Annotated in this window: 16 protein-coding genes and 1 tRNA gene; 4 read left to right on the forward strand and 13 right to left on the reverse strand. The window is 48.5% G+C overall.

Annotated features, from left to right (window positions below; all coding sequences use genetic code 11):
• Window positions 1-2 precede the first annotated feature (2 nt).
• The 7 genes from GTPT_RS04805 to frmR all read right to left on the reverse strand — a co-directional run bounded on the left by GTPT_RS04805 (window position 3) and on the right by frmR (window position 8,444).
• On the reverse strand, window positions 3-2,561 hold the full coding sequence (locus GTPT_RS04805; RefSeq protein ID WP_211255095.1) for a fimbria/pilus outer membrane usher protein: 2,559 nt from the start codon (window positions 2,559-2,561) through the stop codon (window positions 3-5).
• Window positions 2,562-2,584: 23 nt separating this feature from the next.
• A complete protein-coding gene (locus GTPT_RS04810; protein ID WP_235501088.1) occupies window positions 2,585-3,268 on the reverse strand; it encodes a fimbrial biogenesis chaperone in 684 nt (227 codons plus the stop codon).
• Window positions 3,269-3,300: 32 nt separating this feature from the next.
• A complete protein-coding gene (locus GTPT_RS04815) occupies window positions 3,301-3,843 on the reverse strand; it encodes a fimbrial protein (RefSeq protein ID WP_029990566.1) in 543 nt (180 codons plus the stop codon).
• Between the two features lie 548 nt (window positions 3,844-4,391).
• Window positions 4,392-4,766, reverse strand: coding sequence for a copper homeostasis periplasmic binding protein CopC (gene copC, locus GTPT_RS04820; RefSeq protein ID WP_029990568.1), 375 nt, complete (start codon window positions 4,764-4,766; stop codon window positions 4,392-4,394).
• A gap of 488 nt (window positions 4,767-5,254) precedes the next feature.
• Entirely contained in the window at window positions 5,255-6,646 is a 1,392-nt protein-coding gene (locus GTPT_RS04830; protein ID WP_029990571.1) for a uracil-xanthine permease family protein, read from the reverse strand.
• 380 nt (window positions 6,647-7,026) lie between these two features.
• Window positions 7,027-8,136 (reverse strand): S-(hydroxymethyl)glutathione dehydrogenase/class III alcohol dehydrogenase, encoded by a 1,110-nt coding sequence (locus GTPT_RS04835; RefSeq protein WP_025901057.1) that lies wholly within the window; start codon window positions 8,134-8,136, stop codon window positions 7,027-7,029.
• A gap of 32 nt (window positions 8,137-8,168) precedes the next feature.
• Window positions 8,169-8,444, reverse strand: a complete 276-nt coding sequence (frmR, locus tag GTPT_RS04840; protein WP_025901058.1) for a formaldehyde-responsive transcriptional repressor FrmR — start codon at window positions 8,442-8,444, stop codon at window positions 8,169-8,171.
• 258 nt (window positions 8,445-8,702) lie between these two features.
• Here frmR and GTPT_RS04845 point away from each other — a divergent pair, with 258 nt between their 5' ends.
• The 4 genes from GTPT_RS04845 to GTPT_RS04860 all read left to right on the forward strand — a co-directional run bounded on the left by GTPT_RS04845 (window position 8,703) and on the right by GTPT_RS04860 (window position 12,593).
• Entirely contained in the window at window positions 8,703-9,002 is a 300-nt protein-coding gene (locus GTPT_RS04845; RefSeq protein WP_025901059.1) for a putative quinol monooxygenase, read from the forward strand.
• 163 nt (window positions 9,003-9,165) lie between these two features.
• Window positions 9,166-9,693, forward strand: coding sequence for a GNAT family N-acetyltransferase (locus GTPT_RS04850; RefSeq protein ID WP_029990574.1), 528 nt, complete (start codon window positions 9,166-9,168; stop codon window positions 9,691-9,693).
• A gap of 900 nt (window positions 9,694-10,593) precedes the next feature.
• Entirely contained in the window at window positions 10,594-11,679 is a 1,086-nt protein-coding gene (locus GTPT_RS04855; protein WP_162139944.1) for an O-antigen ligase family protein, read from the forward strand.
• Window positions 11,676-12,593 carry a glycosyltransferase family 2 protein gene (locus tag GTPT_RS04860; RefSeq protein WP_029990578.1) on the forward strand — a complete coding sequence of 306 codons (918 nt, stop codon included), beginning with the start codon at window positions 11,676-11,678 and terminating at the stop codon, window positions 12,591-12,593. Before GTPT_RS04855 ends, GTPT_RS04860 begins: the two co-directional genes overlap by 4 nt.
• 414 nt (window positions 12,594-13,007) lie before the next feature.
• On the opposite strand, the gene GTPT_RS04865 is transcribed toward GTPT_RS04860, so the two are convergent.
• The 6 genes from GTPT_RS04865 to aspA all read right to left on the reverse strand — a co-directional run bounded on the left by GTPT_RS04865 (window position 13,008) and on the right by aspA (window position 19,190).
• Complete coding sequence (locus GTPT_RS04865; protein ID WP_051845729.1) at window positions 13,008-13,709, reverse strand: glycosyltransferase family 25 protein; 702 nt, start codon at window positions 13,707-13,709, stop codon at window positions 13,008-13,010.
• Between the two features lie 884 nt (window positions 13,710-14,593).
• A tRNA-Phe gene (locus GTPT_RS04870) sits at window positions 14,594-14,669 on the reverse strand.
• A gap of 311 nt (window positions 14,670-14,980) precedes the next feature.
• Window positions 14,981-15,547, reverse strand: coding sequence for a division control transcriptional repressor DicD (dicD, locus tag GTPT_RS04875; RefSeq protein WP_029991381.1), 567 nt, complete (start codon window positions 15,545-15,547; stop codon window positions 14,981-14,983).
• 50 nt (window positions 15,548-15,597) lie between these two features.
• Window positions 15,598-17,340 (reverse strand): protein-disulfide reductase DsbD, encoded by a 1,743-nt coding sequence (locus GTPT_RS04880; protein WP_029991383.1) that lies wholly within the window; start codon window positions 17,338-17,340, stop codon window positions 15,598-15,600.
• Window positions 17,316-17,639, reverse strand: coding sequence for a divalent cation tolerance protein CutA (gene cutA / locus GTPT_RS04885; protein ID WP_029991384.1), 324 nt, complete (start codon window positions 17,637-17,639; stop codon window positions 17,316-17,318). The genes GTPT_RS04880 and cutA overlap by 25 nt, the downstream gene beginning before the upstream one ends.
• A gap of 117 nt (window positions 17,640-17,756) precedes the next feature.
• Complete coding sequence (gene aspA / locus GTPT_RS04890) at window positions 17,757-19,190, reverse strand: aspartate ammonia-lyase (protein WP_025901064.1); 1,434 nt, start codon at window positions 19,188-19,190, stop codon at window positions 17,757-17,759.
• Between the last annotated feature and the right edge of the window lie 272 nt (window positions 19,191-19,462).

The following is a 19,462-nucleotide window of genomic DNA, read 5'->3' on the forward strand; positions in this document are numbered from 1 at the left end:
CCTCAGGGGCGTTGGCAGGTCAGTGTAATTTCCTGATATCCACTGGTTTTTGTCTGATCGGCCAGCTTATCGGGGATGAGTAAGAAACATTTATCGTTCGGGCCTTCACCCCATTTCACTGTCAGTTTTTCGCCGGCCGCAATGCCGGAGACAAACAGATCGCCTTTCATTCCCACGGTACCGCTATTACGTCCCCGGGCATTAAATACCCCCGCACCAATCTGCGGATAACTGTGATCCGGCAGGGAGGAATGAATGAGCAGGCTGTGGCCATAAAAGGTATTGAAAGTGACGCGGACAATGGCTTTCTGCATCGGGACGACCTGGATAACTGATTGCGGAATATCCAGCCCCGGACGCATCTCTTCGGTATTCAGTGCGATGGTATTGTACCGGTACGCCGTCAGGTTATTGACAATAGCGTACCCAAAGCGGTCCACTTTAACGCCTGGTGAGTTAAGGATCCCCACACCTTCGGCATTTTTCGCTTTGATGATAGCAAAGGTATCGCCCAGCGGTTGCGAAAGCGTGACTCCACCGGAGTGGACAACCAGGCCGCCACTGGCACCCAATGCCGTCTGAGTATAGTTGTTGCTGTAACTGTAACTACCGTTCAGATTACCCATACTGCCCTGATACCCCAGGTTTGCGCCGCTGTTTTGTCCGCCGGTCTGAGTATGGCCGGTCGTCACTCCGTAGCTCAGACGGTTATCATCAAGCAGGGTGCCTGAAACGCCGGTGTTATAGCTGTCGCCCGACTGCTGGTCATGTGCCAGCTGGGTGGTGGAGACAATCGCGTTATTATTATTGTTCCAGACCAGCGGGATAGAAAGTGTCATGTTAATGCTGTTATCGGCATAACCATACTGGGAACGGGTCGACTGCCAGTAGACACCGTAGCTCACATTTTTCCAGGCATTGGAATATCCCAGTTGCACGGTACGGGTTTTCTGACTGGTTCCCCAGTAACGTTGCTGGTTAGCATTAACATAGATACTGCCATAACCTTTCAGGTTCTGGTTAATCGAAACTTCCATACGTTCACGCTTATTGGCATAAACGTTTGAGTAATAAGTCGCGTTATTGGTCTGCGCCCAGGCGGGTGTCCCGTCTGCAGTGTCATTCGGGTCGATATAGTCGCTTTCGTATTGACCATCTTTCCAGTCACGCCTTTCCTGCACGGCATCACTGAAATCATAATATCCGGAGGTCGAATAACGGTACCCTGCCAGCCGGAAATCGGTACCGAAATCACTTAATGACTTCGCATATAAAAGACGATAGCTCTGACCTTCTTTGGTATCACCGGAAGCCAGATTAGTTTTGGCGTAACTGCCATCCAGGGAAACCGCACCCAGATCACCCAGACCGGTCCCCATACCCAGCACGGCCGACTGATAGTTGTCGGCGACAATCACACCGCCGTACGGCGTCAGATTATGGCTGATCCCGCGGGCCACGGTACCCTGAATAAACTGCGGCTGATAACCGCTGATACCATCATGGTAACGACCGGCGGTGACCTCATAGTTCCACAATCCGTTACGCAACATACTGGTGACAGATGAATAGGCAACGGTAAAGGTTTTCCTGGAACCATCGGCTTCCGTCACGGTGACATACAGCGTACCGCTGCTATTGGGATAGAGATCACTGATAGCAAACGGACCCGGCGGCACTGTCGTGCTGTAGACCAGGTAACCGTTCTGGCGGATAGTGACCCGGGCGTTGGAGGTCGCTACCCCCCGGACGACCGGTGCATAACTCCGCATACTTTCCGGCAGCATGTCATCGACACTACTGAGTTTGACTCCGCGAAACTGGATGCTGTCAAAGACACTGTTGCTGGTAGAGGACTGGCCCACCAGAAAACGGCTGCGCATAGCAATAATATCGGTTTCTGCCCAACTGGAAATATTATTCCAATGAGAGCCGGTAATATTATCATGGGTATAGTTGCCGTTTTGACGTAAACGCCAGCGGCCAAGGTTCAGGCCATTATTTAGCGACAAATACGTATATTCGTTATTATCGGCGACGGATGAACCGCGATAATTGTTTTTGTCGTAGTTGAGCGTGTAATTAACAAATCCGGCATTCACCCCCTGGTCCCAGATACGGGTAGGGATGTATCCCTGAGGAAGCGTTTTCAGGTGGGTTTGCGGGACTGCCAGATCGATACGTTGCTGAGTAATATCTGCGGCGACTTTGGCATCCGGGATATATTTACTGATATCAATACATTGCTTACCGGCCAGAGGGGCGGGAAGAATAATACCATATCCGTACAATTGCTCAGTACTAAAACAAGGACGAACACCTTCCGGCGTTCGGATAAATGTCACCGGCAGGCTATCGACTTTTTGGGAGTTCAGATAAATATCGAACGGGTAAGTGCCTGGCTGAATACTGTCACCGACCGACACCTGACGTGCTGCATTGAGATTGCCTGCACCATGAACGAATTGCATATTAAACTCTTCCGCACTCGCTCCTGACATTGCCAGCAGACCGGGGAGCGCAATAACCAGCGACAAAGAGTAACGTGTTTTTATTTTCATGGTGGCCAGCTTCTGAAGTCTGTTTATTTAACCGGAAAGTTGTTTACTTCGGTGGTCCCACCATAATCATTAACATAGCTGAATGAGACGGTAGACCCGAGCTGAGTATTTGCCGGAAGAGTAAACGCTCTGGTAGAAAAAGGTGAGACCATATCCAGATAAATATCCTGAGCACTTTCCTTATTCAGGTGCAGACGGTTCAGCGAGATATACATCGGGCCATTATTGGTCACGGTTAACTTATTGCCGTTTTGTGTCCATATCAGTTTCTGCACTTCTTTATCTAAGGTCGTATTCAGGCCCTGAGGACGATAAAAAAGCTTTAAGCGGCTATGAACGGCAATTTGCAGAACATTAGGATCTTTTGCCTCCGGAGGAATTTCCTGAAGATTAATCCAGAATAATGACTCACGGTTAGTCGGTAATCCATGACCGGCGTAAATAAAACGCAGTGTGGCCTCTTTACCCGCATCGATTCGCATAATGGGCGGGATCACCTGCATCGGGATCGGCGCATTACTGCTGCGATCTTCGTTTTCCAGCCAGCTTTGTAACATGTAGTTCTGGTTACTCTCATTTTTTAATGAGAGTGACGCAGAACTGCTGCCTGAATTATAAATGACTCTGGTGGCCTCCAGTTGTATTGCTGCAAACGATGAGACTGAAAACAGCTGGAGCAGTACAAAAAAGATAAACTTCTTCATCATTAGTTCCTGTTTTTCCACCAGAGTATTAGCTGTTACTGATATTCGATAGAGAAATTAGTGGTGGCGTTAGCCTGTCCGCTCGGGGTGCCTTTTGCGAATGCATAGTATCTGGCAGCCAGTTTGATATTCAACGCGCCAGTAGAGTCTGTTGCCTGGAAAGGTACAGAACTGCTGGTATCACCGATAGTATAAACTCCCCCGCTCGCTAAATCCGTAATCTGAATACCGACACTTGTTGACGGATCAGTACCGGCTACACCGGTCGGAGTCAGTTTCAGTAAGGACGGGTATCCTGAAACTGCAGTACCATCAAAGCGAACTTTGATTGAACCGGTAGTACATTTGCTCAGGTCGATTTCAAAAGGACGCGGGCCGGCAGTCTGGGTCGGGGAAGACAGTGCTGAGCTTGAATAGTTACCCATCGCCACAGAGATAGTTTGGTTGGTGGCATTGGTCACTACGCAACCTGACTGCGTGATGCTACCGGTAAAGGAAACGGTTCCATCCGAAGCAAATGTCTGCACTGATGCCAGAGTTAAGGTTAATGCTGCTATTGGTAACAGAACTTTTTTCATTTTACTACCCCATGACTGATTAAAAATAATGATGAAATGTAAGGTTGAGTTCCTCTGGGAACCTGTCGGGGCTCTGCCATTCTGATAACCAGCCTTAAGGGCAAACACATCAGGAAGCATCTCCGTGAACAAAAATATATCACCTGAAATGCGTGGTATTGATAGGAGCTGAAAATTGATAAGGCTTCTTTGATAGTTAAGTTCTGTTTTACTTTTTGACCAGCAAAGAGATCCATTCATTAACATAACTGTCGAAATACTGTCATATTCCTGAATAGTGTTCTCTTTTGGTCAATATCTTATTGATATGGCGGATCTTCCCGTTTCAGGTTCGTTGGCAGTGGTCAGGGCATAACACACCCCTTTTTTCAGACGAAAATAGGGTATTAACCCGCATGTTCGCAGGCAGAACGGAAAAAAAAATCCAATAACGGCGAAAATTCATCAAAACGCACGCAGGAGGCCGTGATAAACGGACAGAATGCCGGGGAAATGGTCGGGAAATGACTGTCAGAAACAGCACCCCCGGGAGGGGGCGCGGGGAAAGATTACTTTACGGTAAAGATATAAGTCCCGGTGGTTTTATGCCCATCAACAGACAGCGCATGCCAGGCGACCTGATATTCACCCGCAGACAGAGGCGCATTCAGCGGGACCACCAGCGTATTTTTTTCCTGGTCGCTGAGTGAGGCTTTGCCGGTACTGACCGTTTTATCGCCCTGGTATGTCACCGTGGCATTACTGAATGACGGCTCCAGATCTTCAGAAAAATGCAGTGTTAAGCGGGTGGGGCTGGTGGTGAGCTGGCTTTGCGGTGCCGGTTCGGCTGAGGTCAGATGTGCATGGGCCAGTACCGCCGTGCTGGTCAGCGCGGACACAAGCAGGGCGGTCGTGACGGCCAAAGATTTTACTGAAAAAGACATTGTTTATTTCCTTGTAATAACGTCAAAGTTTACCGGTAAAAAATACACCGGCAGGGATCGGTAAAGTCCGGCTGCTATATTTCGCATGCCTCCGCCTGCGAAGGCTGGCAGCAGGTGAGTTCGCTGAGACTGCAGATGACGGGACAGGACGGGCGCAATAAACATCATCAGGATTGCCGGTAATGCAATCACTGCAGGATATTTAGCCGGTGACAAGCGGATACTACATGCCAAAGGAGTTACCCATCATTGATCTGTCGCGTTATTGTAATTATTTTTGCACAGAAATGTTAATGGTTAACCCTTTTATTTTACATGGTGATAGCACTGACACTGTACGAAAGGTGAGTAAGGACAGTTATTACCGCGGATCCGGCCGGGGGATGCCGGGAAATCGTTTTCCGGGCATCGCTGCCGTCTTCGGTAAAACAGGATAATGGTGGCTTTATCCGAAATCGTTGCCGGGAGTTCTCTCCCGGCAACGCGTATCAGACATGGGATCCTCCGGAATAGGTCGCACTTTTTTCCGCAGGCGCAGCGACAGGGGCAGTCCGGCGGGGCAGGATCAGATTAAGCAGAATAGCCAGGATGCCCCCGCTGGTGACAGCGCTCTGGAACATATTACGAATAATCGCAGGGAGTGCTTTGAGCACTTCCGGTTGTGATTCAATGCCCAGACCGACACCAAACGCAATGGCAATAATTAACATACCACGGCTATCAATCGGTTCGCGGGTCATGATCCTGATCCCCGCAGCCACGACATTACCGAACATGACCAGTGTGGCACCTCCGAGCACGGGTTTAGGCAACTGTTCGAGCACATGACTGAACATCGGGAAGAGCCCCAGCAGCACAAAAATACCGCCAATCCAGAAACCCGCATAGCGACTGGCGACCTGGGTCATCTGGATGACACCGTTGTTCTGAGCAAAGGTTGTATTCGGGAAGGATGAAAACGTCGCCGCCAGCAGACAGCTGACGCCATCACCGAGGATCCCGCCTTTAATCCGTTTTTCGAATTCCGGACCTTCTACCGGTTGTTTTGACAACATACAGTTGGCCGTCAGGTCCCCGACGGCTTCGATAATAGAGATAAGAGAAACCAGAGCCACGGGAATAAATAGCGACGGTGTAAAATCCAGGCCGAACCGGAAAGGGATCGGCAGGGTAATCAGTGAACCCGGCGTGCTGAAGTGCGGGTGAAACGAGCCGGTAAGCCAGGCCGCAACACTGCCGGCCACAATACCGGTGACAATGCCCGAGAGCCTCAGCCAGGGCGAACGGCTACAATTCATCAGAACAATCACCAGCACCGTCAGGGCGCCGAGCCACAGGTTTGATGGTGCACCGAAGTCAGCTGCGCCGAAACCCCCGCCCCAGTCACTGATACTGACGTTAATCAGACTGATACCGATCAGGACAATGACACTGCCGGTCACCAGCGGGGTGAGTACACGTGAAAACGTATGAATAAACCGGCTGACAATCAGCGGAATAATGGCTGCCACCAGGTTACAGCCAAAGATCATCGCTAACATCTGTTCAGGGCTGGCACCCTGGCTTTTAAGCATCAATCCGCCGGAGATAATGACCCCAAGAAAGGCAAAACTGGTGCCCTGCAGGCAGATCATTCCCGCGCCGATGGAGAAAAAACGGCCTGCCTGCAACAGGGTGCCCAGGCCGGAGGCAAACAGCGACATACTGATAAGCCAGGGAAGGTATGAGTTCAGCCCGAGTGTGGACCCGATAATTAATGGCGGAGTAATGACACCCACAATACTGGCCAGCATATGCTGGATGGCAGTAAACAGTGCAGGCACTGCCGGTATCTTCTCATTCAGGCCATACAATAGCTCGGTATCATGCTTATCATTCATCGGGTGCACTCCGGGAAGAAACAAAAGTTTTATATCTCAAGCAATATTCAGGCCATATCGGGGCAGAGTGAAGCTCACCGGTCAGGCATGTATGGCTAACATAATGCTATTAAAAGAAATTAACCGGGTTTGTCTGAACGAATACATTGCAGAATGACGGGGGTGTTCTGGAACGATTGTCTCAGGATGGCTGGCCGGATGACCCTTTTTTGTGCAACTCCCGGGGTGACGACGACAGCGGTGCATTACGAACGGCGGGAATATCCGTGCTGGCGGACAGGGGAAAGCGGTCTGGCGGGGAAGAGCCTTTAGCAGGGGCGATGTTGTGCTGAACAGGACTTACAAAACAACAGCCCCCTCCATGAGAGGGGGCTGTCCGGTCAGTAATGGATAACCGTACGGATCGACTTACCTTCGTGCATCAGGTCAAACGCATCATTAATCTCGTCCAGCCCCATGGTATGCGTGACAAACGGTGCCAGTTCAATATCACCTTTCATTGAGTCTTCAACCATACCCGGTAACTGTGAACGGCCTTTCACGCCACCAAAGGCAGAGCCTTTCCAGACGCGCCCGGTTACCAGTTGGAACGGACGGGTCGAAATTTCCTGTCCGGCTCCCGCAACCCCGATAATGACCGACTGGCCCCAGCCCCGGTGCGCACTTTCCAGCGCGGCGCGCATCACATTGACATTACCGATACATTCAAAGGTGTGGTCAACACCCCATTTGGTCAGTTCAACAATAACCTGCTGAATCGGTTTATCGTAGTCGTTCGGGTTCAGGAAATCCGTCGCACCAAACTGTTTAGCCAGTTCGAATTTTTCCGGGTTGGTATCAATGGCAAAGATCCGACCGGCTTTTGCCTGACGGGCCCCCTGAACCACTGCCAGACCAATGCCTCCCAGTCCGAAAACGGCAACGGAATCGCCCGGCTGAACTTTTGCTGTGTTATGAACGGCTCCGATACCGGTAGTGACGCCGCAGCCTAACAGGCAGACATGTTCATGGTTAGCTTCCGGATTAATTTTCGCCAGAGAGACTTCAGAAACCACCGTGTATTCACTGAAGGTTGAGCAGCCCATATAGTGGTAGAGAGGCTGGCCCTGATAGGAGAAACGGGAGGTTCCGTCCGGCATGACACCTTTCCCCTGCGTTTCACGTACAGCGACGCACAGGTTAGTTTTACCGGATTTGCAGAAGTCACACTCTCCGCATTCAGCCGTGTACAGCGGGATCACATGGTCACCCACGTTGACGCTGGTCACGCCTTCCCCCAGTTCGACGACGACACCTGCCCCTTCATGTCCCAGTACGACAGGGAACAATCCTTCAGGATCATTACCGGACAGGGTGAATGCATCGGTATGGCAGACGCCGCTGTGGGTTATTTTAATCAGGACTTCACCTTTTTTTGGCGGAGCGACATCGATTTCTACAATTTCCAGCGGTTTGCCCGGGCCGAAAGCAACGGCGGCACGTGATTTCATAACTTTATTCCTGTGACAGAGGGCAGATCCGGCTATTTAAGATAAGCGCGAACCAGCCCGATGGTATCGTTAACTGACGTATTGAGCTGCCGGCTATCGGTCTCAGTACCGTCAAAGGTTTCTCTGATATGGCTTTCCAGCACTTCGGCCATCAGCCCGTTGACTGCGCCACGGACTGCGGCGATTTGCTGCAGAATAGCCCGACACTCTTCCCCTTCATCCAGTGCTCTTTCCAGGGCATCGATTTGCCCGCGAATACGCCGGACCCGGGTCAGTGTCTTCTTTTTTGCTTCCGGAGTGGATGGCATGTTGAACACTCTCACTGAGATGACCGGAACGAATATACTATATGGGAGTATAGTATGTGAAGTGAGATCGGTAAATTTTCCTTTCGTTTTGGTCATCGGAAACGTACGTTATTGATAAGTCACGAATGAAAACGATCCGTGAAGAGCTGCTTATTTATTTTTATCATGAGCGACAGAGAAAAGGCTGTCCCGGAATAAGCAGCACGGTTATGCAGTAATGTCAGCAATAACACAGAGAAAATAACAAACGGGGAACTTATGATCAGACTGACAGGCCGGCTGATAGCGAAAACAGCGGAAGATTCAGCGATTATTCGTCGCTATCTTCCGGAACACCAGCGTTTGTCACGCGCGGAAGACGGGTGTCTGTTTTTTGAAGTGATTGAAAGTGACGATCCGCTGATCTGGCGGGTGGAAGAGCTTTATACGGATCAGCGAACATTTGACGCACATCAGACCAGAACCCGTAACTCTGAGTGGTGGAAACAAACATCCGCTATCTTAAGAGAATATCGTATTCATGAAGGATCGGATGTTCCGGCGGAGTCGCCGCGCTGACCCCCCGGACTGACAACGTACTGAAACCCGTCTCGTTCCTGCTCTGCAAAACAGTGAATTGTGTAGCCTGTAGTAATGAGGCAGGGGGAAAATCCCGTGTCACTGCATAAAGTTATCAGGCTACCTGAGTGGGTATTTGGCGGGAAAAAATCACAGGATAACGATGAATATAAAAATCAGAAGTACAGAGGCAGGAGATGCGGCGCAGTACCTGACAATATCGTGCCAACAGACTGTTCAGGAAAATACATTGGGTATGCCCTGCCAGTCACTGAATGACTGGAATGAACGGTTGGCTTGCAACGGTCGTGACGGGATTTATCATTTTGCCGCCGACGCTGACGGGGAGTTAGCCGGAATCATTACTATCCGTAATCCTCAGCACCCCAGGCTCAGGCACACCACCAATCTGGGCATGTTTGTTGATGAAAATCATACAGGCAAAGGCGTGGGTTCCGCATTAATCGAATTTGCTCTCAGATACTCTTTTCACTGGCTTGGTGCGGTCAAAGTTGAACTGGAAGTCTTTACCGATAATGTGGCAGCCATCGGGCTATATAAAAAGTTCGGGTTTCGGGAAGAAGGGATCAGAACGAAATCGGCGCTGAGAAACGGCCAATATGTCGATGTTCTGATGATGGGGCTTGAGGTGCAGGATACAGAGATGCTGTCAGGTCGCACTCACGAATAATCAGCTCTTCAGGAGTACGGCGATGCCCTGCAGGAAAGGGCAAGATCTCCGGGAAAAAGAAACGATATTTGCCGGTAAGACGGGCGAAATATTCTGCTTAAGTATCGTAGCGCGGGGATGTTGCTTAAAATAATCCGCTGACCTCTCTGTTTATCACTTTCCCCTGGTACGCACTTGTACAGATACTCCTGTGCAGGTTCCTGAAGTGGTTTTCTGTCGTGAGCCTGCGACAAAACGGCCGTCTTTTCCTTACAGTAAACGATCCCGGTATCGCGCGTGTCCACTCTGCGGGACAGGCGCGCACGACAGCAGAAAACGCCAATATCAGGGTGTCGTATAACAATGACGTCCCGGAGAACGCATACTTTAATTGCCCGGGCCCGGATGATTCAGGCCGGTAACCGCTATCAGGAGAGCACAAACTATTATCAATAATGATGACTGTTTTACCTGATGACACTGCTTCATTCTCTTTGTCGCCGGACAATATTTTCGAAGTTATATGTCAGAGTTGGGTAAATAACACTCGTATTGTAAGCGATTATTTGTGAATTACACCTACGGATATCACCAGTCCGGAGTTATCCTTATGTTTTTACTTTGGTTTATAGCCTGTCATTTCTTTTGGAACTTTCTGTCCTGAGCCGGTGTCGAATGTTGATTATAATAAATATATATTTTATACCGTAGGTATAAAAAATTACATAACGTATTAACAGGGATTTATTTTAAATGAGATATGGTTCAGCAGCGATAGCTAAAATGTCTTTAGGCGCTTTCCTGTTACTTTTATTAACAGCGGTCTCTTTTTTTACTGAGGATAAATTAAGCAGGTATTCTTTCTATTTTTGTGGCTATGCTTCCATTTTGGGTTTTATCTTATTGACTGTCGGTCAGGGAGTGAAAAAAAGTCTTCATAAACTTTCTTTTCCTTTTCTGATTATGGGGCTGTTATTTCTTCTCTGGTCATTATGGTGCACCTTTTCCGGTGAAGGCAAATATTTGCTTTATACCTCTGCGAAAAGAATGATTATCGCGTTTTTTATTATAAACTTTATCTTAGCGACCTTCAAAAATTCATTTATATCAAAAGATAAACTGAAAAGTTATGCCTTAGCCGTGCTATGGATAACCTTTATTGTCGCTTCACTTTCCGGTATTCACCAGGCGCTGAACTCAGGCGGCAGGATCCTGCTGGGATTTGATCGGCCTACGATGAGTGCCTATGCCTATTCCTTTGTTTCTCTGACATTAATGATGGCTCTGGCGTATGACAAGAACCGGCTGAGAAAGAATATTACTTTTTTCTGTATGATTGCTGTCTCTACCTACGTCATTTTCCATACACAGACTCGTGCGGCGATGGGGATCCATACTTTTCTGATCGTGGTGATCACTTTTTATCTGTTCCCGGTGAAGAAAGAACCTCTGTCCTGTCTCGTCGCGCTACTCCTTCTGGCCTTCTCTGTATTTTCTAACCACCATATTATCGATCATCGTACCGACCAGGCCCTTAGTGATGTTCAGTCCTATAGAAATGATAATGACCGTACATCACTCGGTGCCCGGTTCAGCATGTGGAAGGTCGGGCTAATCTCATTTGAGCATCACCCGTTGGGTGAAACGCTTCATCAAAGAAATGATTTTATACGCGGCTACCTCCGGACGTCCGGAGAGGAAAATTCTGATGTGAACAGGTATCTGGATGTTCATCTGCATAACGAAGTGATTCAGTACCTTTCAGTATTCGGAATTTTCGGCTTGATTGTCCTGTTATATTTTTACTACTCTTTTATCCCGGGGTTAAGAAAAGAGTACGGTGTATTGAATTGTATTTCTGTCCCTATGGTCGCTACGATTTTTTACGGGATAACGGATGTTCTTTTTATTTCAGACGGCATGATATTGATTTCTTCGGTGACGATAACACTGAGTGCAATCATTATGTCAGACAAAGAAGTGCATCAGATGAGGGGGAGATCATGAACCCTGTATTAAGTATTGTTGTTACTGCGCACAATGCAGAAAGAACGTTAGGACGCACTCTGGACAGTATTCTTAATGCCATCTCGCAGGGAGAAGATGCCTGTGAAATTGTGATTGTTAATGATGCCTCTGAAGATGGTACATCCCGTATTGTTAGTGAGTTTGCGGCTCAAAATTTTTTATTCACCCGATACTATAATGTGAGTTTCAGAAATATCGGTTTAGTCAGGAATTTTGCAGTTCAGCATTGTCTTGGGGACTATATTACCATGGTTGACTCGGATGATATCGTCTCCGGGCAGGCATTTTTCAACGCGCTGACTCTTTTAAAAAAAGAAGCGCCGGATGTTTTTCTGACCCGTCTGATTAAAGTCAATGAAGAGGATATGCCTTCCTCTGAGACTGTTATTTTTGAGCCGAAAAAGATCAGCCGGGAGAAACTGATCAGGAAATATCTGGCCCACAAAGAAGTCCAGTCCCACTTTATCGGTCAGTTTATCCGTCGGGAGTTGCTTTCAGGGATTTGTTTCCCTGATTTTACCTGTTATGAGGACTCATTTACCTTTCCGCAAGTTCTGGCGAATGCAGAAAAAATTCTGTATTCCCGGGTGGGTTTTTATCAGTACCTGAAGAATAATAACAGTCTGTCTAATTCCATAGATGCTGAAAAGCTGGGTTGCCTGATTGAAGCGACACAAAAAGTCGATACGTTGTTCTATAATGCCTATAAAAACCTGGTGATATGTCGATGGATAGACATCCTTGTTAAATACGGTGACCGGATAAAGGACACTGAGACCATGATACTGCTCAGAAAACGTGTTGCGCGGGTGAGCTATTTTTCATTTATTACTGACCCCGGGATCAGGGTTAGCTATAAACGGAAATTACTGACACTTGCCAGGGCCAGATAGTGACGAATCAGTCATGGAAATTATTCTCAGCGGGCTCCACTGTATGTAACGGGCCGCGGACAGAATGCTATTGCTGCCGGGTCGGCAGATAATGATCCAGGCGTGACAGGATATCTTAGGGGACATCCGCATCAGTGATAAAGTGATCCTGCTACGTTCGGACAAAAGGATGGCGGCATAGGCACGGAGGTCGGTGTACAAAAAATCGTTGTTTTCTGGCTGTCGCACCAGAAGAGTATTATTCCCCCTTACTTTATCAGTGGAATGCTATTCGTTCCATGATGATTTTTCAGGGAGAAAATAAGTAATTATGATGTAAAGTCAGAGGCCAGTGTTAAGTATGGCTTTCAATTCTTCCTATGGTTATTTTTTTAAATTTCCTTTTTGTTGTTCTCCATAGGAATATCCTGACCTTTAATGATAATGGTCTTTCTTTTTTATTTTTCTTAATGTTATTGACCTGCTTTTTTCGAATCCCTTTCTTTTTTCAATTTGTTCCTGATCATACCATATTGTAGAGTTTTCGCTGAGCGTTGATTGTAATCCGACCGGGGGGACGATAGCTTTAAGAGAAACGATAGAATATTCTCTGATGAAAGTCCACCTGTCAGCTTCAAGCCAGACAGGAGTAAGGAAATCCAGTAATTTAATCGCGGCCTTTTTATTTAACAAATAGCAATGTGTCAGAGCGGCTTCAGCAACATCGACCAGATGATAATCCTCATTGATTTTTTTTATTGGTTTTGTGAAGTATTTATTCACTTCACTGAGAAGGATTACCTCCTCCGATTTATTTTCAATGTTGTTATACCACTCTACAATCTTTACAAGATCGACTTTCAGCAATGCATCATCTTCTAATATCAGTGCTTTTTCTATATTTTCATTAGCCATTTTTTTGTAAATTTTTAGATGGCTTAATGAACATCCGATTTCCGAAGGTGTGAGTCCGGCAACATAAGATGGATGAGTGATTTTTTCTAATTCATTATGACTTAAAGTGCGTCCATCCACAGCAGGTATAATTTCTGCCTCTATATTCAGGTCCTTACATTGTTGCAAAATACTTAAACGTCTTTCGCTATCTTTCTCTAAGTTAATAATAAAAACGCGCATTTTTTGTAATTTTATAGTAAAGGTATCGTTAACTTATGATACGGAATATTCCTAATAATACAAAATTAATTAATGTATTTTCTTGTTTATTAAATAACCAAAATAAAATAAGTAATTGATTTTGTTTTATTTTTATTTTTGCATTATGAAATGCCAGTGCTTGATACGGAGGGTTAAATTCTCCATTTAATGTTGCTCTATAACGTTATAAGTTAAAATTTTTTATGCATTTTGATGGCCAGGGGGTGACTTGTAGCCCTGAACAGATCTTCGTGTTGAATCGCTTCCGGTTTAACGTCAGGTATAGCTGTAGGTGCTTTTGAAAGGAGGGAACACTGTATTTTTTTATCCGACCCGGGCTTATCATCAATGATTACCGCTCCGGGTGTCGTTCTGACGGATAGTCAGTGAACAAAACCGTGATTGCCCTGAATAAGCAGAAAACCCTGGGCGGCAATATTGGTTCGGATAACGACGTTGTTCTGAAGGATTGGCCGCAGAACATCATTCATTATGAGGTAAGGCAGCCATAAGAGGTCATCAAGCCCCACAGATGTACCGTTGAAATGAAAGGGTACGCAGTGACGATGAGTCACGTTCGCTTATGTCTCGCCATTTCACAGAATAATCACACCTGTTTGTGGGGGGATTACCGGGAGATATTAAATTCAATGAGAAAAGTACGGGTGAAGGAGGGAGCCCGGCAATGTAACCCCGGTCTGTCATCACCGGGTCCGTGAAGTGTCACCGGCAGCAGAGCCATCAGTGCGTTTGTCGGACAGAATGAACCGACGCATACTGGAGCGTCAGGCCTGTCCCTCTGATGGATTGCAGAAACAGCAGAAATGAAAAAGCCCCGCATTTCTGCGAGGCCTTAGAAAGAGTGGTGCCCGAACTCGGAATCGAACCAAGGACACGGGGATTTTCAATCCCCTGCTCTACCGACTGAGCTATTCGGGCAACGGGGCGCATTAAACCGTAATGGCCCTGAGACGTCAACTCTTTTTACCAGACAAAAGCAGAAAAAGGCACTGACTGTCTGCTTAATAGACAAAACTCACTGATTTGCTGTTTTTTCGTCAGGCTGTCTGTCCGGCCAAGGGGGACTCAGGCACCATTCTGTTTCCTGGTCGAGCCCCCGCAGAGCAGACCGCCGGTAGCATCATGCGGTGAGGCTGCGTAATACCGTCTTCACCGGTGAACGGTTGAAAACGCTACGGCTGGCAGTGAATGTCCTGGCACTGACTGACCTCTGGACGCCAGACCCGCTGTTAGCCCAGAGCACCATTTTTACGGCACAGTGCGACCTGCAAAATATCCTCAGCCAGACGACGGGCGATAGCGATATCCTGCAGGTTGCGTTTGACCAGTAACTTACTCAGGCACCCTTCCAGTATCAGTTCCAACTGGTCGGTAACCATGGTCGGGTTATCGGTTTCCAGAGATAAAAGGTACTGATGGGTATACTGCCATGATGCCTGTTTTTGTTTTTCAGCTTCCTGATGGATGGGGTGATGTGGGGCAGGGAAAGCACTGCAGGCCGCGATAAACAGACATCCCGGAAAGCGACCGCGTTGAACGTGCTCTGATAACAGCTCATAGCGTTTCAGAATTTTTTGCTCAGTGGTCAGTGAACTGTCCTGGCGGATATCCTGACGCCACCCGGCAATCTGTTGCCCGTGGAACGCGAGAGCATTACGCATTAGCTGCTCTTCATGGGTATCCTCACCGACCAGTATCCCCAGTTCACCCAATTGTTGCTTCAGCGTACCTGCGGCAGCGAATCCCTGCTGCTCAAGCAAATGTAATACCTGTTCTGATATTTTTTCCGGTGACACACGAACCTCCAAAAAAGCGATACCGGCCTATGCCGGTATCGTCAGAGTAATCAGGGTTGAAGTTTTTGTAAATGTGCCGCGAATTCACGACCATTCATATATCCGGTGACGCGTGAGCCCGGGATTTCATGGCCTTCGGCATCGAAAAAGAGCAAGGTGGGCAGCCCCAGCACCTTCAGATGGCTGAGCAGGGCATTATCCTGTGCGCTGTTAGCGGTCACATTGGCCCGCAGCAACTGATACTGTTTCAGGCGCTGCGCTACCTCCGGGGCCGTAAAGGTATATTTTGCAAACTCTTTACAGGCCACACACCAGTCAGCGTAGAGATCCACCAGGGTGATTTTCCCCTGAGAGTGTGCCAGGCGCTGATCAAGCAGGGCAATCGTGCTGACATCCTCGAAAGGCAGGCCGTGGGTTTCTGCGCTCAGAGTCGCCGGCGATGCAGACGGGAATGCCCAGTCCTGAAGCGGACGTGCAGCGATAATGGCCAGCAGTAACCAGACTATCTGCAGAATACGCATACCACCTTTGTGGCTCTTCAGGCTCAGGCTGAAGGCCCAGCCGCAGAATGCCACGCTTAACAGACTCCAGAGGCGCAGCCCCCATAAATCGCCTGCCACACGTTCTATCAGAAAGACCGGCAGCGCCAGGATGACAAAACCGAACCCTTCTTTTACGGCTTGCATCCAGGGGCCACTTTTCGGCAGTAGCCGGTTGCCGAACAGTGTGACCAGAATAAGCGGCAGTCCCATTCCCAGGGCATACAGATAGAGCGTTCCGCCGCCGGCCAGCAGATTACCGCTTTGTGCAATATAGAGCAGGATGGCACTTAACGGGGCTGTGGTGCAGGGAGAGCAAATTAATCCTGCCACCGCCCCCATCAGCAAGACCCCGGCCAGCGAACCGCTTTTTTGCCGGTTGCTCCACAGAGTGAGTTGGGTTTGTAACGCGGAAGGTAATTGCAGTGTAAAAGCACCAAACATTGAGAGCGCCAGCAGAATAAAGACCCCGGCCAGCGTCAGCAGTACGGCAGGGCTTTGCAGGGCTGCCTGAAAACGTAAACCGGCGGCCGCCACGACCATTCCCATTAGCGTATAGGTGAGAGCCATCCCCTGGACATAAACAAAGGCCAGCAGGAAGATACGTGAGGTGCGGATAGTGCGTCTGTCACCGAGAATAATCGCCGAAATCAGCGGATACATAGGGAGGACACAGGGAGTAAATGCCACACCGATCCCAATCAGCAGCGCCCAAAGTGGGGAAAACGGTAAATGCGTTGCCGGCAGGGCAGGTTCGCTCCGGGCGCCGGCAGACGTGGCTTCCGCCGCCGCAGGGGAGACCGCAGTATCGGAAGGGCTGGCCTGAGAGAGCGGGACAACCCGGGTCTCCGGAGGATAACAGAATCCTGCGGCCGCACATCCCTGGTAACTGACGGTCAGGCTGGCTGAAGGCCTGATATCGTGCAGTGAAACCGGCACCCGGAGATCGCTGGTAAATATCTGACTTTTCCCGAAAAATTCATCTTCGTGGGGCTGGCCGGCGGGCATTGCGATCTGCGCGATCTGCGCCTGGCTGGCGGTCAGGGTGATTTTTTGCTGATAAAGGTAGTAGCCTGGCCTGATATTCCACTTCAGCACTAACTGATTGCCGTTCTGACTGAAATCGAACCCGAAGGCTTGATCTACCGTCACAAAATGTGGCGATGAGGCGGGCCCACTGAATAATGAGGCCTGTGTCTGCAGGCTGAATAATGTAAGTGCCAGGATAATCAGGCGAGCGATGCGTGCAACCATGACAGGTATTCATTCTCTCCGTGTTGGACAGGGATCACCAGTAACTCAGGGACATCATAAGGATGTGCCTGCTTGAGCAGTGACAGTAAGGCGTGTTGATGTTCAGTATTACTTTTCAGGATAAGCTGGCACTCTTCGGCACATTCGAGCTTATCCTGCCAGAGATAATAAGACGTCATTCCGGGAAGAATGTTCACGCAGGCCGCCAATTGGCTTCGGATAGCGCATTCAGCCAAAGCCGTTGCGGAAGCCTTATCGGGGGTAGTGCATAACACAATGACGGCGTCTGATGTTTTCATGACTCACTCCTGAAACGGTCAGGCATGATAGCACTATTTTTCATCAGTACAGAATAACGCAGGCACAGAATGGTTCAGGGCAGGGAGAGTACAGGGCCTGGTCAGGCCCTGATAAGGTTACTGGCTATCTTCGGTATAGCGTTTTGCTTTGTAAACCGGGTGCATCAGGTTTTCAACCGAGAAAATATCATCCAACTGGGCTTCGCTGAGCAGTCCCCGTTCCAGGACCACTTCTCTGACACTTTTGCCGGTTTCGGCACAGATTTTACCGACGATATCGCCATTATGGTGGCCGATATACGGATTCAGGTAGGTGACTATCCCGATAGAATTAAAGACATAGGACTCACAAATTTGCTGGTTCGCAGTGATCCCGCTGACACATTTTTCCAGCAGATTAAAGCAGGCATTACTGAGAATAGAGACCGATTCAAACAGTGCCTGTCCAATCACCGGCTCCATCACGTTGAGCTGTAATTGTCCGGCTTCTGCCGCCATGGTGACGGTAATATCATTACCAATCACTTTAAAGCAGACCTGGTTGACCACTTCCGGGACGACCGGGTTCACCTTCGCCGGCATAATGGAAGAACCCGCCTGCAGCTGTGGCAGATTAATCTCGTTTAAACCCGCCCGGGGACCGGAAGACAGCAGGCGCAGATCATTACAGATCTTCGACAGTTTCACCGCCAGCCGTTTAAGAGATGAATGTACCATCACGTAAGCGCCGCAGTCCGAGGTGGCTTCAATTAAATCTTCGGCGGCAACGACCGGCAGACGGCTGACCTCAGCCAGATATTTTACGGCCAGTGGCTGATAGCCGTCCGGCGTATTCAGCCGGGTTCCGATAGCGGTTGCTCCAAGGTTAACCTCAAGCAGCAGCTCAGCCGTACGCAAAATGCTGCGGGTTTCTTCTTTCAGCAGAATACTGAAGGCATTAAATTCCTGACCCAGAGTCATCGGAACGGCATCCTGAAGCTGTGTGCGCCCCATTTTCAGGATGTTTTTAAATTCAATGGCTTTGCGTTGAAAACCTTCGGCCAGTGCGTTAATCGCATCGACCAGTTTCAGCAAAGAGTTGTAGACGGCAATACGAAATCCGGTCGGATAGGCATCGTTGGTTGACTGACACATATTCACATGGTCATTAGGGTTAAGGTACTGATATTCCCCTTTATTATGACCCATCAGCTCAAGGCCGATATTCGCCAGCACCTCATTCGTATTCATATTTACCGAGGTTCCGGCCCCTCCCTGATAGACATCAACAGGGAACTGATCCATGCAGGTTCCGTTATTCAGGACTTCATCACAGGCCTGGATAATGTGGTCTGCAATATGCCGTGGAATAGTCTGCAGCTCTTTGTTGGCCAGGGCTGCGGCTTTCTTCACCATCACCATTCCGCGAACAAACTCAGGAATATCACTGATTTTACTGCTGCTGATATAAAAATTTTCTATCGCCCGTAGCGTATGAATACCGTAATAAGCATCCGCAGGAACTTCACGCATGCCGAGCAGGTCTTCTTCGATACGAATGTTGTTAACCATGGTAACCTTCTTAGAGTGACTGTCTTGCCGGAGGCCATGAACACAAGTTACGTGTTTGTTGTGCGTGCCTGGTTCCGGAATTTTATCCGGATATGCTCCGTGCTGCACGATGATATCCGGTTTATGTTATAAATAAGCAACACAGGTCACTTATTTTTTACAGCGTGGTAAAAAAATGTGCTGCCTTAGACGGAAATCTTAACGTTAATGACGTTCCGTCAGGATCACGGGATAGTTATAACGAATTTCTGCCTGATGGTTGAAATCACTTT

The organism is Tatumella ptyseos ATCC 33301 (assembly GCF_000735525.1).
Classification (GTDB): domain Bacteria; phylum Pseudomonadota; class Gammaproteobacteria; order Enterobacterales; family Enterobacteriaceae; genus Tatumella; species Tatumella ptyseos.